General features: G+C 66.6%; 15 protein-coding genes. 9 read left to right on the forward strand and 6 right to left on the reverse strand.

Annotated elements, in window-relative coordinates; all coding sequences use genetic code 11:
• Window positions 1-28: 28 nt before the first annotated feature.
• The 4 genes from K789_RS26560 to K789_RS0107805 all read left to right on the forward strand — a co-directional run bounded on the left by K789_RS26560 (window position 29) and on the right by K789_RS0107805 (window position 4,924).
• Window positions 29-745 (forward strand): amidohydrolase family protein, encoded by a 717-nt coding sequence (locus tag K789_RS26560; protein WP_306376512.1) that lies wholly within the window; start codon window positions 29-31, stop codon window positions 743-745.
• A 70-nt stretch (window positions 746-815) separates the two neighbouring features.
• Entirely contained in the window at window positions 816-2,405 is a 1,590-nt protein-coding gene (locus K789_RS0107795) for an N-acyl-D-amino-acid deacylase family protein (protein ID WP_157835675.1), read from the forward strand.
• A 78-nt stretch (window positions 2,406-2,483) separates the two neighbouring features.
• Window positions 2,484-3,608: a diaminopropionate ammonia-lyase gene (locus K789_RS0107800; protein WP_024366269.1), complete on the forward strand. Its 1,125-nt coding sequence runs from the start codon at window positions 2,484-2,486 to the stop codon at window positions 3,606-3,608.
• 20 nt (window positions 3,609-3,628) lie between these two features.
• Window positions 3,629-4,924, forward strand: coding sequence for a hydantoinase/carbamoylase family amidase (locus K789_RS0107805; protein ID WP_024366270.1), 1,296 nt, complete (start codon window positions 3,629-3,631; stop codon window positions 4,922-4,924).
• Between the two features lie 461 nt (window positions 4,925-5,385).
• Here the strand turns inward: K789_RS0107805 and K789_RS0107815 are convergent, their stop codons facing one another.
• From K789_RS0107815 to K789_RS0107830, 4 genes are all read right to left on the reverse strand, one after another.
• The gene (locus K789_RS0107815) at window positions 5,386-6,162 is read right to left on the reverse strand and encodes an amino acid ABC transporter ATP-binding protein (protein WP_024366272.1); all 777 of its coding nucleotides are present in this window, start codon (window positions 6,160-6,162) and stop codon (window positions 5,386-5,388) included.
• The gene (locus K789_RS0107820; protein WP_024366273.1) at window positions 6,159-7,133 is read right to left on the reverse strand and encodes an amino acid ABC transporter permease; all 975 of its coding nucleotides are present in this window, start codon (window positions 7,131-7,133) and stop codon (window positions 6,159-6,161) included. Before K789_RS0107820 ends, K789_RS0107815 begins: the two co-directional genes overlap by 4 nt.
• Window positions 7,134-7,168: 35 nt before the next feature.
• Window positions 7,169-8,125, reverse strand: coding sequence for an ABC transporter substrate-binding protein (locus K789_RS0107825; RefSeq protein ID WP_029704730.1), 957 nt, complete (start codon window positions 8,123-8,125; stop codon window positions 7,169-7,171).
• A 203-nt stretch (window positions 8,126-8,328) separates the two neighbouring features.
• Window positions 8,329-9,666 carry an isochorismate synthase gene (locus K789_RS0107830; protein WP_024366275.1) on the reverse strand — a complete coding sequence of 446 codons (1,338 nt, stop codon included), beginning with the start codon at window positions 9,664-9,666 and terminating at the stop codon, window positions 8,329-8,331.
• An 87-nt stretch (window positions 9,667-9,753) separates the two neighbouring features.
• Between K789_RS0107830 and K789_RS0107835 the strand changes: the two genes are divergently transcribed.
• The 4 genes from K789_RS0107835 (at window position 9,754) to K789_RS0107850 (ending at window position 14,229) form a co-directional block, all read left to right on the forward strand.
• Window positions 9,754-10,539 carry a demethylmenaquinone methyltransferase gene (locus tag K789_RS0107835; protein WP_237739551.1) on the forward strand — a complete coding sequence of 262 codons (786 nt, stop codon included), beginning with the start codon at window positions 9,754-9,756 and terminating at the stop codon, window positions 10,537-10,539.
• Between the two features lie 12 nt (window positions 10,540-10,551).
• Window positions 10,552-11,916 (forward strand): geranylgeranyl reductase family protein, encoded by a 1,365-nt coding sequence (locus K789_RS0107840; RefSeq protein WP_024366277.1) that lies wholly within the window; start codon window positions 10,552-10,554, stop codon window positions 11,914-11,916.
• On the forward strand, window positions 11,913-13,013 hold the full coding sequence (locus tag K789_RS0107845; RefSeq protein ID WP_024366278.1) for a polyprenyl synthetase family protein: 1,101 nt from the start codon (window positions 11,913-11,915) through the stop codon (window positions 13,011-13,013). Before K789_RS0107840 ends, K789_RS0107845 begins: the two co-directional genes overlap by 4 nt.
• 529 nt (window positions 13,014-13,542) lie before the next feature.
• Window positions 13,543-14,229, forward strand: a complete 687-nt coding sequence (locus K789_RS0107850; protein WP_157835676.1) for an endonuclease domain-containing protein — start codon at window positions 13,543-13,545, stop codon at window positions 14,227-14,229.
• Window positions 14,230-14,343: 114 nt separating this feature from the next.
• On the opposite strand, the gene K789_RS0107855 is transcribed toward K789_RS0107850, so the two are convergent.
• Both K789_RS0107855 and K789_RS0107860 read right to left on the reverse strand, forming a co-directional pair.
• Entirely contained in the window at window positions 14,344-14,772 is a 429-nt protein-coding gene (locus K789_RS0107855; protein WP_024366280.1) for a hypothetical protein, read from the reverse strand.
• Window positions 14,773-14,786: 14 nt separating this feature from the next.
• Window positions 14,787-15,458, reverse strand: coding sequence for a trimeric intracellular cation channel family protein (locus tag K789_RS0107860; protein ID WP_024366281.1), 672 nt, complete (start codon window positions 15,456-15,458; stop codon window positions 14,787-14,789).
• Between the two features lie 63 nt (window positions 15,459-15,521).
• Here K789_RS0107860 and K789_RS0107865 point away from each other — a divergent pair.
• Window positions 15,522-15,789, forward strand: a 268-nt coding sequence (locus K789_RS0107865; protein ID WP_024366282.1) for a sirohydrochlorin chelatase, incomplete at its 3' end; no start/stop codon positions are given.

Raw genomic sequence — 15,789 nt, forward strand, 5'->3', positions numbered from 1 at the left:
CGCTCTCGAGGCCGAAGCGGTGCACCGGGTGACCCGGCTCGCCGAGGTCGCGGGCGCCCCCGTCTATATCGTCCACCTTTCGTCCGCCGAAGGACTCGGTGAAGTGGTCCGTGCCCGTGCCCGCGGCGTGCGGGTCCTGGCCGAGACCTGCCCGCAGTACCTGTTCCTCGACGAGGACCGTCTGGCGCTGCCAGGGTTTGAGGGGGCGAGCTTTGTCTGTTCGCCCCCTTTGCGGGCCAAGGAGGACCAGGAAGCGCTGTGGAAGGGCCTGTCGGACCGCCACCTGCAGAACGTCGCCACCGACCACTGCCCCTTCTGCCGCGACCAGCGGTTGCCCGGCGTGGACGACTTCCGCAAAATACCCAACGGCCTGCCCGGCGTCGAACACCGCCTGGAACAGGTCTTCCATGGCGGCGTGGCGGGCGGGAAAATCAGCCTCAACCGCTGGGTCGAAATCTGCTCCACGGCGCCGGCCAAGATCTTCGGACTGTACCCGCGCAAGGGGACCCTGGCGCCGGGCGCCGACGCCGACGTCGTGATCTTCGATCCGCACGCCGGGCACGTGGTGTCGGCGAAGACCCACCACATGAACGTCGACTACTCCGTCTACGAGGGCCAGGCGCTCTCCGGTGCCGTCCGGACGGTGCTGCTGCGCGGAAAGGTCGTGGTCGACGACGGACGCTACACCGGTGCGTCGGGAGACGGCAGGTTCCTCGCGCGGGGAGCCTCCATCACCGAGCCGTAAGTTCCGCAGCCCGCGGCACTGCCGAGGAAAGCTTGCCGGGCACCGTCCCGGGATGAAACAGGAGAAAAGCATGGAAACTGAACTACTGATTGCCGGTGCACGGGTGGTGGATGAACACGGCATCCGCACAGCCGATGTCGCAGTCGACGGCGGCCGCATCACCGCCGTCGGGCCCAACCTTCCCGTCTCATCCGCCGGCGAACGGATCGACGGCTCCGGACGGTTGCTGTGCCCCGGTTTCATTGACCTGCACGCCCATAGCGCCCTGCGGTCCTTCGACGACCCGCTGCTCTCGGCCAAAGTGGGCCAGGGCTTCACTACCGAACTCATCTGCCCCGACGGGCTGGGTCCAGCACCCGTAACCGACGCGCTGCTGCCCGGCCGGAAAAAATATCTCCACGCCCTTGAACCCAGCACCGCCGCCCCCTGGGACTGGCGCACCATGGGTGAGTTCCTTGGCGCCCTCGACTCCTCGCGGCCGGCCACCAACATGGTCAGTTGCGTTCCGCATAGTGCCGTCCGCGAGACGGTGATCGGTGCCACCAGCCGCCAGCCGGACCGGCGCGAAATGTCAGCCATGAAGGACCTCGTGGGACAGTCGCTGGAGGCCGGATGCCGGGCCGTTTCCTTCGGCATGATCTATGCCCCCGGGCTCTACGCGGCCACGGACGAACTGATCGGGATCGCCGAGGTGGCCGCGCGGTACAACGTTCCCTTGGTGCCGCATGTCCGCAATGAAGCCAGGGGAGTCCTGGATTCGATCGGGGAGTTCGTCCGCGTGGCCGAACTGACGGGCGCCGCGCTGCACGTCTCCCACGTCAAACTTGTCGGCTGCGCCGATCTTCTCGGCGACTTGATCGACCTGCTCTCCGCAGCCCAGGACCGCATCCGGCTGACGTTTGACCAGTATCCCTACGGGGCGGGCAGCACCCTGCTCGCCGCGCTCCTTCCCCCGTACGCCTTCGACGGCGGCCCGGCCGCCATGCTGGACCGGCTGCAGAACCCGCGTGAACGCGAGCGCATGGCACGCGACATGTACCGCGGCCTGGACGGGTGGGAGAACCTGTTTGAGGCCTGCGGCCCGGACAACGTGGTCATCACGCAGGCGGCGGCCCCCCGGGACGGCGATATCGGCAAGACACTGGCCCGGATTGCCGAAGAGACGGGGACGGACCCGGCATTCGTGGTCATGGATCTGCTCTTGGACACCGACCTCGATGCCGGCATGATCGACCACTATTCGGCCGAGTCCGTTGTGAAAGAGATCTTCCTGCGTTCCGGGGCCCTGGTCGGTTCCGACGGCGTCTTCAACCCGCACCCGCACCCGCGGCTGTACGGGACGGCCCCAAAGGTCCTCGGACGCTTCGCGCTGCAGGAGAAGCTCATCAGTGTTCCCGAGGCAGTGGCCCGCCTCTCCAGCCGGCCTGCGCGGCTGTTGGGGCTGGATGACCGCGGGCGGATCGCGGAAGGGCTGCGGGCCGACATGATCCTTCTCGATCCGGAGCGGTACATCGACAACGCCACGTTTGATGCCCCGCACCAATACCCGGCCGGCGTCGACCTGGTCACCGTCGGCGGAACGGCGGTCTGGCGGAACGGGCAGCACACGGGCGCCCGGCCGGGGACGGTCGCCTCCACGGCTGCCGCCGAGAGCCTGTAGACCACCTCCACCCTATTTGACAGTTGTCATACAAATTTGTATTTTGAATCCATTAGACCCGGCCCCGCAGGAGCAACCATGACAATGCCACGCCTCGTATCAAATCCGCTGCTCAACAAGGCGCAAACCGGGACCCTCGTCCGCGAGAGCCTCGGCTTCCACCAGTCGCTGCCCGGCTACGCGCCGACCCCGGTCCGTTCACTGCCCGGCGTCGCCCGGCAGTTGGGCGTGCGGTCGGTCCACGTCAAAGACGAGTCCGTCCGGCTGGGCATGCCCTCCTTCAAGATCCTGGGCGCCTCGTGGGCCACCTACCGGGTCCTCCTCCGGCACCTCGGCCTGGAGCTGAAGTCCAGCCCGTCGCTGCACCGGTTGAAGGAACAGCTCGCCGAGCACCCGGGCTTGCGGCTGACGGCGGCAACGGACGGCAACCACGGCCGGGCCGTTGCCCGGATGGCCGCCCTGCTCGGGCTCCCGGCGCACATCGTCGTCCCTGCCGACATGGTCCAGGCCCGGATTGATGCCATCAGGAGTGAAGGCGCCACCGTGGAAGTCGTCGACGGCGGGTACGATGACGCGATCGCCCGCAGCGCCGCGCTCGCCTCTGCCGACACACTGGTCATCTCGGACACATCCTGGGAGGGATATGTGGACCCGCCGTCGTGGGTGATCGACGGCTACTCCACGATGATTACCGAGGTGCTCGGGCAGATCGAACGACGGGAGATGCCCCGACCCACCGTCGTCGCCGCGCAGATCGGCGTCGGCGCGTTCGCCGCCGCCGTCGTCCGCGGGTTCAGCGAATTCGAGGGAACCCTGCTGCTCGGCGTCGAGCCGACCGAGGCGGACTGCGTGATCACCAGTGCGGAGCAGCACCGGATCACCACCATCCCAGGCCCGCAGCGCTCCATCATGGCCGGACTCAACTGCGGCACCCCGTCGCTCATCGCATGGCCGGACGTCTCCCGCGGGTTCGACTACTTTTCCACCGTCACGGACGCGGACGCGGCGGACGCCATGCGCGCCCTGCACGCCGACGACGTCATCTCCGGCGAAAGCGGCGCGGCCGGACTTGCCGGCATCATGGCCCACGCAGCCGGCCTCGGACTCGGCCCGGAAGATGACGTCCTGGTCTTCTCCACTGAAGGGGCCACCGACCTGGCCAACTTCAACCGCATCTGCGGCATCGAACTCACGTCACTCTAATAGCACCCTGGAGGCACGCCATGTCCCACCCTATTGTCTTCCCTTCCGCTGAATCCCAGTCCAGCGTGTCCCATATCCGCGTGGACCAGGACCGGCTTTGGAATGCCCTGCAGGAACTTGGGGAACTCGGCGCCTACCGCGACGAAGAGACCGGGCTCCATGGCGTGCGCCGGCTGGCCCTCACGGATCAGGACATGGAGGGGCGGCGCCTGGTCATGGGGTGGATGCAAGAGGCAGGTCTGTCCCTCCGCGTGGACCAGATCGGGAACGTCTATGCCCGGCGAGCGGGAGCCCAGGATGTTCTCCCTCCGGTGATGATCGGCTCGCACATCGACAGCGTCGGGACTGCGGGGAAGTTTGACGGCTGCCTGGGCGTCCTCGGCGGTCTGGAAGTTATCCGGACTCTCAACGACCATGGTGTCATCACGCGGCGCCCGATCGAGGTGGCGATCTTCACGGAGGAGGAGGGGGTCCGCTTCGGGACGGACATGCTCGGGTCTGCGGTGGCCGCGGGACGCTTGGGGCTGCGCGAAGCGCTCGAGACAACTGACCGTGACGGTGTCTCGGTCGGAGCGGAACTCGAACACCACGGATTCGCGGGCGAGGTCCAGGTGCCGATTACTGCCCCCTATGCCTACCTTGAATGCCACATCGAGCAGGGACCCATTCTGGCCGCAGACAACACCCGGATAGGAGTGGTTCGGGGAGTGCAGGCCATTACCTGGAAGGAGCTCCAGCTGACCGGGCGCGCCGCCCACGCCGGGGCCACTCCGCACTCCCTACGTCGCAATGCCGGTCTCGCAGCGGCTCTGGTGACCGTCCGCCTCAATGAGATGGTGGAATCCGGGGAGTATGGACAGATGCTGGCGACGGTCGGACGGCAGGATACCTATCCGAACCTCATCAACATCGTGCCCTCGAATGTGCTCATGACAGTCGACCTGCGCAACCCGGACGCGGCAGCCATGGAGCGCGCGGAGGCGGACCTTAATACCTATCTGGGCGACGTGGAACGGCTCACCGGAGTCTCCATTACTTCCCGGACCACCGCGAAAACCCCGCCCGTGGCCTTCCCCGTGGAGATGCAGGACCTCGTCGCCAAATCAGCTACCAACCTCGGGTTCAGCTATGCCGAAATCACCTCGGGAGCCGGCCACGATGCCGGAGAAATTGCTGCTCTCTGCCCGGCGGGAATGATCTTCGTTCCGGGCCTCTACGACGGCATCAGCCACAACCCCCGCGAGTACTCGACGCCCGAGGCCTGTGCCGACGGAATCAACGTTCTCCTTCAGGCAGCTGTGGAACTGGCCAACTGAGGAACGGCAGGCACCCCCGAAGCGACCCGCACGACGCAACCGGTGCTGGTACAGATTTCAGCTTTAGCCGGGGGCGCCCCCGGCGGGAGACATGCCTCTAGCGGCTGAGGACGCGCCTCGTCGTGACGCCTACAGGCCAGCTCAGAATGGCGGCTTTTCACTGCTACGTAGAGGGTTGACCGCACCGCTTCGATGACGTCGTCCTGCGCGTGAACCGGCGGTGGGGGCCGGCCCGGATCGGGTATCTGCTGGGCCTCCACCCATCCACCGTGCACAAGACGTCAAACCCGAATACTTGAAGGGCCGGAACACCTCGCAGATCGTCGTCGACGAAAAGCAACGTGAAAACCGGATCCGGGCTGTGGGAAACGGCGGCGGCCTCCGGGAATTCGCTACGGAAACGGACAGCCGCCACGTGGATTCACGTAGCGGCTGTTCGAAATCGGTGCGGATTACCGGAACTACAGCACCCGGCTAAGGAACTCCTTGGTGCGGGGATGCTGCGGGTTGGCCAGGACCTCCTGGGGATCCCCGGATTCAACTACCACACCGCCGTCCATGAAGGTCAGGCGGTCGCCCACTTCGCGGGCGAAGCCGATCTCGTGGGTCACCACAATCATGGTCATGCCGGACTGGGCAAGGTCCTTCATGACGTTCAGGACGTCGCCCACCAGTTCCGGGTCCAGCGCTGAGGTGGGTTCATCGAAGAGCATGAGCTCCGGATCCATGGCCAGGGCGCGGGCAATTGCCACCCGCTGCTGCTGACCGCCGGAAAGCTGCGACGGGTAGTGGCCGGCGTGGTCCGACAGCCCCACGCGGTCCAGCAGTTCCATGGCCCGCTTCCGTGCAGCATCGCGGGACTGGCCCTTGACCTGGACCGGCGCCTCCATGACGTTGTAGAGGGCCGTCTTGTGCGGGAACAGGTTGAAGCGCTGGAACACCATGCCGATCTCGCGGCGCTGGGCGGCGATCTCCTTGGTTTTCAGGTCATGGAGCCGGCCGTTGACTTCGCGGTAGCCGATCAGCTTTCCACCGACGGAGATACGGCCCGCGCTGATGGTCTCCAGCAGGTTCACGCACCGCAACATGGTGGACTTGCCCGAACCGGACGGCCCGATCACCACGGACACCTCGCCCCGGTTGACCTCGAGGTCGATGCCGCGCAGCACATGGTGCTGGCCGTAGAACTTGTGGAGGCCCTCGATGCGCACCAGCGGATTCTCAGTGGTGATCGTCATTTTGCCTCATCCTCGGGAAGGTCCATCTTCAGCGCCGGCTCCGCCGCAGCGCTCGGCGCCATGGCTGCGGCGGCCTTCGCTGCGGCCGGGTTGATCGCGGCCGGAGCAAGGTTGTCCACTCCCTTGCCGTAGTAGGCCTCGATGAAGTGCTGGCCCACCATCAGCAGGCTGGTGATCACGAGGTACCAGATAGCCGCCACGATCAGCAGGGGTACCGGCAGATAGGTCCGGTTGGCCAGGGTGTTCGTGGCAAACGTCAGGTCCAGGGTGAACGGCACGGCCAGGACGAGGGAAGTGGTTTTCAGCATGCCGATGGTTTCGTTGCCGGTTGGCGGCACGATCACCCGCATGGCCTGCGGCAGGATGATCCGCCACATGATCTTGGTCTTGCCCATCCCCAGGGCCGCGGCGGCTTCCTCCTGGCCGCGGTCCACTGACTTGAGGCCGGCCCGGAAAATTTCCGCCAGGTAGGCGGACTCGTTCAGGCCCAGGCCCAGGATGGCCGCAGCCGTGGTTGTGATGACGGCGCTCGTGTCCACGGCGAACCACTCGGGTCCGAACGGGATGCCGGCGGTGATCTTGGGGTACAGGACGGAGATCAGGCCCCAGAAGACCAGCTGCGTGTATACCGGAGTGCCACGGAAGAACCAGACCCAGGCCCAGCTGGACCACCGGAACACCGGGTTCTCCGACTGGCGCATGAACGCCAGGAGGATGGCGAGGACAATGGCCAGGACCATGGCGGCCGCGGTCAGCAGCAGCGTCCAGCCGACGCCCTGCACCACCTTGGTATCGAGGATGTAGGTCCCCACAATGTCCCAGCGGAAGTTGGGGTTGGTGACCAGGCTCTGCAGGAACAGGGCGAGGGCGCCGAGGATGATGATGGCGCTGATCCAGCGGCCCGGATGCCGAACGGGCACCGGATGGTTCAGGACTACCGGTGCCTCGTGCTTGTCCTCATGACTGGCCATGTGCGCACCTGGTGTGTGGCCGGTTGCGGGAAGACTCAAGATCCGACCGCCGGGTTGACCTCAGACTTGGTGATGGCGCCATCGGCGTTGCCCCAGCCTTCCAGGATCTTCTTGTAGGAGCCGTTCTCCATGAGCTTGGCGACGGTCTTCTGGACGACCTCGGCCAGGGCCATGTCCGACTTGGCGACGGCGATCCCCTGCGGTGCGGAATCGTAGACGTCGCCGAGCTTTTCGATCTGGCCGTTGGTCTGGGTGATGGCGTAGCCAGTGATGGGGGAGTCAGCGGCCATCGCATCGACGCTGCCGTTGACCAGGCGGGTGGTGATGTCCGTCTGGTTCTTGAGGGTCACGACGTTGATGGCCGGCTTGCCGTCGGCCACGCACTTCTTGCTGCGGTCCGAGAGGTCCGGGTCTTCCTGGACGGTACCGGTCTGCACGCCGACGGACTTGCCGCAGAGGTCATCCAGGGAAACCTTCTTCGGGTTGCCCTTCTGGACGGCCCAGGCGGTGCCGGCGTTGAAGTAGCTGACCATGTTCACCGCGCCGAGCCGCTCCGGGTTGATCGTGAACGAGGAGATGCCGAGATCGTACTTCGGGCCCAGTGCCGGGAGGATGCCGGTGAATTCGGACGTCTGCACCTGGACCTTCAGGCCCAGGGTGGCGCCGATCGCCTTGGCGATGTCGACGTCGTAGCCCACGGGGGTCTGGCCGTCGGTGCCAAGGAATTCCGCGGGGGCGTAGGAGGTGTCCGAGCCCACGGTCAAGGTGCCTTTGGACTTGATGGCCTCGGGAACCATGGCCGCCAGGGCATCATCCTTCTGGATGGTGCTCGGGTCAAAGCTGGCCGCGGCGCTGCCGGACACGGACGGAGCCGCGCCGGAGGGTGCCTTTTCGGAGGCATTGGTGCAGGCGGAGAGCGTCAGGACGCCGATGGCCAGCACGGTGGCTGCCTTAAGCGTGGAGGTGCTCAGGAGCGAACGGGAGATCTGCATGTTCTTACCTTTTGTTGCAGGAGGGATGCGTAACCAAGTCGGTTTATAGTGTATCGCCGAAGAAGAGATGTGCGTCACAGAAAACTAAGTTTCACTATTGGATAACTATTTTGGCCTTAAAGACAAGACTTCCACACGCTGGAGTGTCTGGAATCCCGGATTCAACGACGAAGCGGACGGGTATGCCCGGACGTCCCAGTCGATCAGCTGCTGATGCCCAGCGACTCCAGCATCGGCCGGAACTTCGCCCAGGTCTCGGCGAGTTCGGCTTCCGGCACGGAGCCTTCGACGACGCCGCAGCCGGCGTACAGCCGCACGCTGGTAGGGGATTCGATAACGGCCCCGCGCAGCGCGATGCCCCATTCCCCGTTGCCGGCCGCGTCGAGCCAGCCGACCGGTCCGGCGTAGGGGCCGCGGTCCAGGTGCTCAAGTTTGCGGATCAGGGCGCCCGCCACGGTGGTCGGCGTGCCGCAGACCGCCGCTGTCGGGTGCAGCGCGTTGATCAGGGCGAGGCTGGTGGGCACGTGGCCCTCCACCTCGGCCAGCTCCGCTTTCACATCCGAGGCCAGGTGCCAGACGTTCGGCAGTTCCAGGATGAAGGGCTCGCTGTGCGCGTTCATGGCCTCGGAGAAGGGGGCCAGCTGGGTGGTGAGCGACTGGATGGCGATGTCGTGTTCGTGCCGCTGTTTCTCGGATCCGGCCAGCACCCGCTCGGCGAACTCCAGCGGCGAGCCGGCCATCCCGTCGGCGTCGCGCCGGTCCAGGGTGCCCGCCAGGACGCGGGCCTGCGCAGTGCGGCCCTCCACCTGGATCAGCATCTCAGGGGTGGCGCCCACGAGCCCGTCGACGCCGTAGGTCCAGCATTCGCGGTAGCGGACGGCGAGCTGGCGGAGGATCTCGGCGGCATTCACTCCGGCGGGGACGGTGGCGACGACGTCGCGGGCCAGCACCAGCTTTTCAAGCGCCCCGGTGCGGATCTCCGCCACACCGGCGGCCACGGCCGCCATCCAGTCCGCCTCGCTCAGCGAACCCGTGGTCAGCGTCGCCTCAACCGGCGCGGCGTCTGTTCCGGCGTCCGTTGACGGCACGACGCCGGGCGTCCCCAGCCAGCGGTCCAGCGCGGCGCGCGCGCCCGCCTCGGTGAGGTCGCCGTCGTCGAACGTCAACTGGGTCAGCCACGCCTTGCCGTCACGCAGTCCCACGACGATTTCGGGCACGATCAGCCGCGACTCATGCGCGGACGCTTTGGAGAAGGCGAAGGAGCCGAAAGCGACCGGGCCGGTGCCGGGCCATTCCACGGTGTCCTGGATCTCGGCCTCGAGGACCAGGTGCCGCCACCAGATGTCCGCCTCGAGGAAACGGTCGGGTCCGGTGGCGGTGAACCGGGCCACCTCGCCGAAGCCGACGAGGCCGGCTTCGCGGCGGGTCCAGCAGAGGAGGTCGTCGCGGACCAGAAGCGACGGCAGCCCCCCGGGGAATGCATCAGCATCGAGGGGCAGTGTCAGAGTCCTGACAATTCGGGTACGGAACGCGCTCGTCATAGTGAGACAACACTACTCCCGCGTCCGCCGGAGGCCCTGCTCAGGGCGTGGTTAGGGTGTGTGCTGATCATTTGAGACAATGTCAGGGTGAACCGAGCATCCTTGGATAAGCGTCCGGACGAAGTAGCCACGATGTTTGACGACGTCGCCCCTAAATACGACGTCGTCAACGACGTTCTGTCGATGGGGCAGACACGCCGTTGGCGCAAGATTGTGGTGGAAGCCATGGATGTGAAGTCCGGCCAGCGGGTGCTCGATCTCGCCGCCGGCACGGGTACCTCCAGCGAGCCGTATGCCGACGCCGGCATCGACGTGATCGCCTGCGACTTCTCGCTGGGCATGCTCAAGGTCGGCAAGCGCCGCCGCCCCGACATCGACTTCATCGCCGGTGACGCCACCCGCCTGCCCTTCGCGGACAACACCTTCGATGCCAGCACCATCTCCTTCGGCCTGCGCAACGTCAACGAGACGAAGAAGGCCCTGGCCGAGATGCTGCGCGTCACCAAGCCCGGCGGCAAGCTGGTCATCGCCGAGTTCTCCCAGCCTGTCGTGCCGCTCTGGCGCACCATGTACACCGAATACCTGATGCGCGCCCTGCCCGCGATCGCCGTCAAGGTCTCCTCCAACCCGGATGCCTACGTCTACCTCGCCGAGTCCATCCGCGCCTGGCCGGACCAGGACCACCTCGCGGCCTGGCTGCAGGAGGCCGGCTGGGACAGCGTCACCTACCGCAACCTCAGCGGCGGCATCGTCGCCGTGCACCGCGCCGTCAAGCCCGGCCCTGAGGTTGGCCCCGCAGCGGGCGCGGCAGCCCTGGCGGCCCACACGGGACCGGTGGCGAAGCTGCGCCGCAACACCCGGCCCGGGCGTTAGTTTGTCGCTGCCGTGAAAGTACTGATCGTCGGAGCCGGTCCGGCCGGGTCCACCGCTGCCTACTACCTGGCGCAGGCTGGCATCGACGTCACGGTGGTGGAGAAGACCAGCTTCCCTCGTGAAAAAGTCTGCGGCGACGGGCTCACCCCCCGCGCCGTCCGCGAGATCCAGAAGCTTGGCCTGCCGCACCCCGAAGCCGACGGCTGGCGCCGCAACAAGGGCCTGCGCCTGCTCGCCGGCGGCCGCAGCATCGAACTCCCTTGGCCCGAGGTCTCCGATTTTCCGCAGTACGGACTGATCCGCACCCGCCTGGGCTTCGACGAGGAACTGGCCCGGCACGCCCAGTCCGCGGGCGCCGTCGTGCTGGAACGACACAGCGTCACCGAAGCACTGCGCGCCGGCGACGGCCGGGTCACCGGGGTCCGTGCCGCGCTGCTGGACGAATCCGGCCGCAAGACCGGCGAGACCTGCGACTTCAGCGCCGACGTCGTCCTCGCCGCGGACGGAAACTCCAGCCGCACTGCCGTGTCGCTGGGCATCCGGAAACGCGACGACCGGCCGCTCGGCGTCGCCGTCCGCACCTACTTCACGAGCCCGCGGCACGACGACGACTGGATGGAAGGCTGGCTGGAGCTTCCCGGCCGCGACGGCAAGCTGCTCCCGGGCTACGGCTGGGTGTTCGGCGTGGGCGACGGCACTTCCAACGTGGGCCTCGGCATCCTGAACTCGTCCAAGGAATTCGGCAAGCTCGACTACAAGCAGGTCCTGCGCGAATGGACCGCCGGCATGCCCGCGGACTGGGGATTCACCCCCGAGAACCAGGTCGGCGAGATCCGCGGTGCCGCGCTGCCGATGGGCTTCAACCGCACCCCGCACTACTCGCCGGGGCTCCTGTTGCTCGGCGACGCCGGCGGCATGGTCTCCCCGTTCAACGGCGAGGGCATCTCCTATGCCATGGAATCCGCCCGTTTCGCGGCCGAATTCATCATCGACGGCGCCGCCCGCTCGGCGTCCGCCGGCTGGGGCTCCGGGACGGAAGCCAGCAGGGCCGCCGATGCGCACCTCGCTCGTTACGCGGACTACGTGCGGGACCAGTGGGGTTCGCACTTCACCCTGGGCCGTGCCTTCGCGGCTCTCATCGGCAAGCCGGCCGTGATGAAACTGGCCCTCCGGACGGGCATGCCCATCCCTGTCCTCATGCGGTTCGTGGTCAGGCTGCTGGCCAACCTGACGGATCCCGCGGCCAAGGGCTTCGAGGACCGCGTCATCCGGGTCCTGGAATCGCTGGTACCGGCGACGTCCAACCAAGGCCCGTCCGGCTCCCACTCCAGCGCCAACTCCGCGGATTCCGCAACAAAAGTTAGGGTTAACCCGTGACCAACTCTGCAGACCAAAGCTGGACGCACGCCGGACACGGCCTGCCGAGCTCTGAGCCCGACCTCAACACCACCGCCATCGCCACCGGATTGCAGCTGCCGGCCGGCTTTGCCGCGATCGCAGGGGACCCCGAACTCGGGCCTGCCATCACCACCAACCTGGCCCGGGTGGAGAAGAAGCTCCGCGAAGCCATCGCCAACTCGGATCCGCTTGCCGACGCGACGTCGCGCCACCTCGTGGAAGCCGGCGGCAAGCGCATCCGTCCCCTCCTGACATTGCTCTGCGCACACCTGGGCGACGCCTCCCGGCCCGCCGTGGTGCAGGCCGCCGTCGTCGTGGAACTGACCCACCTCGCGACGCTCTACCACGACGACGTGATGGACTCCGCACCGTTCCGCAGGGGCGCCCCCACGGCCCACGAGGTCTGGGGCAACTCGGTGGCAGTCCTGACCGGCGACCTGATTTTTGCCCGGGCCTCCATCCTGGTCTCCGAACTCGGGTCCCGCGCGCTCGGCATCCAGGCCCGCACCTTTGAGCGGCTGTGCCTGGGCCAGCTGCATGAAACCGTGGGTCCGCGCCCGGACGAGGACCCGGTGGAACACTATCTCTCGGTCATCGCGGACAAGACCGGCTCGCTGGTGGCGGCCTCGGGCCAGCTCGGCGCGATCTTCTCCGGCGCCGACGAGGCCTACGAGCCGATGCTGGTCGAGTACGGCGAAAAGGTGGGCGTCGCCTTCCAGCTGGCGGACGATGTCATCGACGTGACCGGCGTCAAGGTCAAGTCCGGCAAGTCCCCGGGCACCGATCTGCGCGAAGGTGTGCCGACCCTGCCCGTCCTGCTGCTCCGCAAAAAGGCCGAAGCCGGCGACCAGTCCGCCGTCGAACTCCTGAAGCTCATCGACGGCGACCTCAGCTCCGACGAGGCCCTCGCGGCCGCCGTTGCCGGCCTCCGGGAACACCCTGTAACGGCGGAATCCTGGGTGGTGGCACGCGCTTGGGCCGACGAGGCGATTGCTGCGCTCGCGCCGTTGCCCGAGGGGGTCGTGAAGAGCTCGCTGACCAACTTTGCGCTGGCCGTGGTGGACCGCGCCAGCTGATCCGGGTCCGCCGGGGTATGGCTTCCGGCCGGACCCCCACGGGTGCTCCGATTTAAACGGAATGGCCCCGGTTCCTCACAACGTTTTCGAGTCATCCGTTGTGTCGAACCGGGGCCATTTCTCCGTTCGCATCAGATCCACCGGAGGCATTTGGTGAACCCATGAATGAGCCTATGACAGAAATGTCATGCTGTCTAGGCTGTCTGTAAATTCGTTGTCACAGGTTATCCGAGTGGCCCGGGCGGAATCTCCCCACTTCTGGGGCAGATCCAGCCGGAAACCCGTGCGGCACGCCGTACAGTCGTTCCAAAGATGGGGAGGGCCGGCGCCAGGAATGTCCACATAGCCGGCTCCGCGCCTGTCGCTCCGTGGAGTCCCAGACTGTGCTGGGTGCATGGACCTCGCCAGTTACCTGAAATACGCCGGTTCCGTGGCCCGGACGGGGACGCTGTTGCAGGCAGGCTTCTCTGAGCGGACTATCCGGAATGCCGTCTCAGTGGGGGAAATGGTGCGGCTACGCCATGGGGTCGTGGCACTGGCGGGCGCAGCTCCTGATCTGGTTGCGGCGGTGTTGGCCAATGGACTGCTGTGTTGCGCGTCGGCGGCCCCGCACCAGGGGCTGTGGCAGCTCCACGCACCCGAGCGGCTTCATCTCCTTTGCCGGCACGGCGCCGCGGCCGGTGTGGTAATCCACCGCGGCAGCCTGGTTCCGCCGGAGTTTCCCCGGCCTGTGGCCGGGCTGACTGATACGCTGCTGCATGCGTTGCGGTGCCTGCCCCCGGTGGATGCCGCGGTGATGGTGGAAAGCGCCCTGTTGCAGGGGCGTACGACGCTGGACTACCTGAGGCAACGGTTGCCGGGAAATCGTAACGGGGCGGCCCGCGGGGTCCTTGAGCTGGTCGATGGTACGGCGGAGTCGGCGATTGAAGTCGTTGCCAGACTATTGTTCAGGGACCAGGGCATCTATACGCAGACGCAGGTGGAGCTGCCCGGAATTGGACGTGTGGACTTCCTGCTGGAGGGGTTCCTGATCGTGGAGATCGACGGAGGCAGCCATCTGGAGCCCGTACAGGTGAAGAAGGACCGCCGGCGGAACAACGCCAGCACCCTTACGGGCTACGCCGTACTCCGGTATGGGTATCAGGATGTGGTCTACAACCCGCAGAAGGTCATCGATGAGGTGTGGCAGGTGCTGCGCGGCCGGGTCGTCCGCTGAATTTCCCCAGGTACGAACTTCCGACGCCCCAGATTCCCGGCGGTTCCGCCCGACACCCCGGTGAAGGCGGCCAATCTTGGGGAGAACCGGCGACCGGAAGCAGCGGAACCTGCCTTAGTCCTCGTCTTCGTCGTTGAACGCCCACTCGAACATATCGAAGACGAACTCGGAGAAGGTTCCTTCCTCGCTCTTCCACTGGCCACGGGCGTTGTTGCGGCGGTACACGATCGGGTCCGGAACGCTGAGGTCGCCCACCCGGAAACCCCAGGTGAACTGCTCTTCCTCGTCCTCGAGGAACATCAGGAAGCCTTCGTCATCGACTTCGAGCTCTTCGGGGTCCCAGAAGTAGTGGTAGGCCTCCATGATGTCCTCGCAGCCGCCGACCGCGAGGTAGAACTCCCGCAACACCAGCGGGACCTGGAACTGGTGCTCGGCGAGGGCCGCGTCCAGCTCGTCGGCCGGGAGGCCATCCTCTTCCTGCCATTCGTCTTCGAGATACTTCGGAACAAGCGCGCGGAACTTCTCGAGGAACATGTCAGTCATGGTTCTTATCCTAGCTAATCCTTTCGCCCGCCATCCGCCGTGTCCAAGCCGAGCCGGTGCCAGCCGCGGACCGCCAGCGGAACGTGCCACTGGCGCCGCCAGGCGGTGACGCGGAAGGCGAAAACGATGGCAGCTACGGCGCCCGCGGTCACCGCATTGAAGGTACCGGTGACGGACAGGACCATGGTCATCGCCGCCCCCGCAAACGCCGGCAGCGCATAGAGATCCTTCGGGTCGAAGAGCTGCGGCACCTCATTGGCGGTGATGTCGCGCAGCAGGCCGCCACCCACCGCCGTCGTGACCCCGAGCAGGACCGCCGCAACCGGGTTCATCCCGGCGGACAGCGCCTTGAGGGTGCCGGTGATGCAGAAGAGCGCGAGGCCGCCGGCGTCGAACAGGATAAGCAACGAGGTGTAGCGCTGGACGCTGGAAAACAGGAAGTACACCAGCACCGTTGCCAGAAGCGGGGGCGCCAGATAGGCGGGGTTGGTGAACGCTGCGGGCGGGCCGGCGTTGATAATGATGTCGCGGATGACGCCGCCGCCCAGGCTCACCACCGAGGCCAGCAGGAGGGAACCGATGATGTCGAACTGCTTCCGGGCCGCGAGCAGTGACCCGGAGACCGCGAAGAAGAAGACGCCGGCCAGGTCCAGCCAGACCAGGACAAGGCTGAAGTAAGAAGTCATGGAGTGTCCCGGTCGAATCTCAAAGGGGGCGGATGGGGCGGCTCCAAGGTTACGCTAACGGCTATGAATAGCCCCATCCTGATCGCCTGCGCCCACGGCACCTCCAGCACCGACGGTGCCGCCGAAGTCAACGCCCTCCGGGACGGGATCGCCGCGCTGCGGCCTGGGCTCGACGTCCGCGAAGCCTATGTCGACGTCCAGGACCCCGCGCTGCCGGCCGTTGTCGCCGGACTGCCGGCGGGGGAGACCGCCGTCGTTGTCCCGCTGCTGCTCAGCGTCGGCTACCACGTCAAGGTGGACATCGCCCGGGCGGTCAAGAGCCGGCCGGGCA

It is taken from the genome of Arthrobacter sp. TB 26 (assembly GCF_000427315.1).
Taxonomy (GTDB): Bacteria; Actinomycetota; Actinomycetes; order Actinomycetales; family Micrococcaceae; genus Arthrobacter.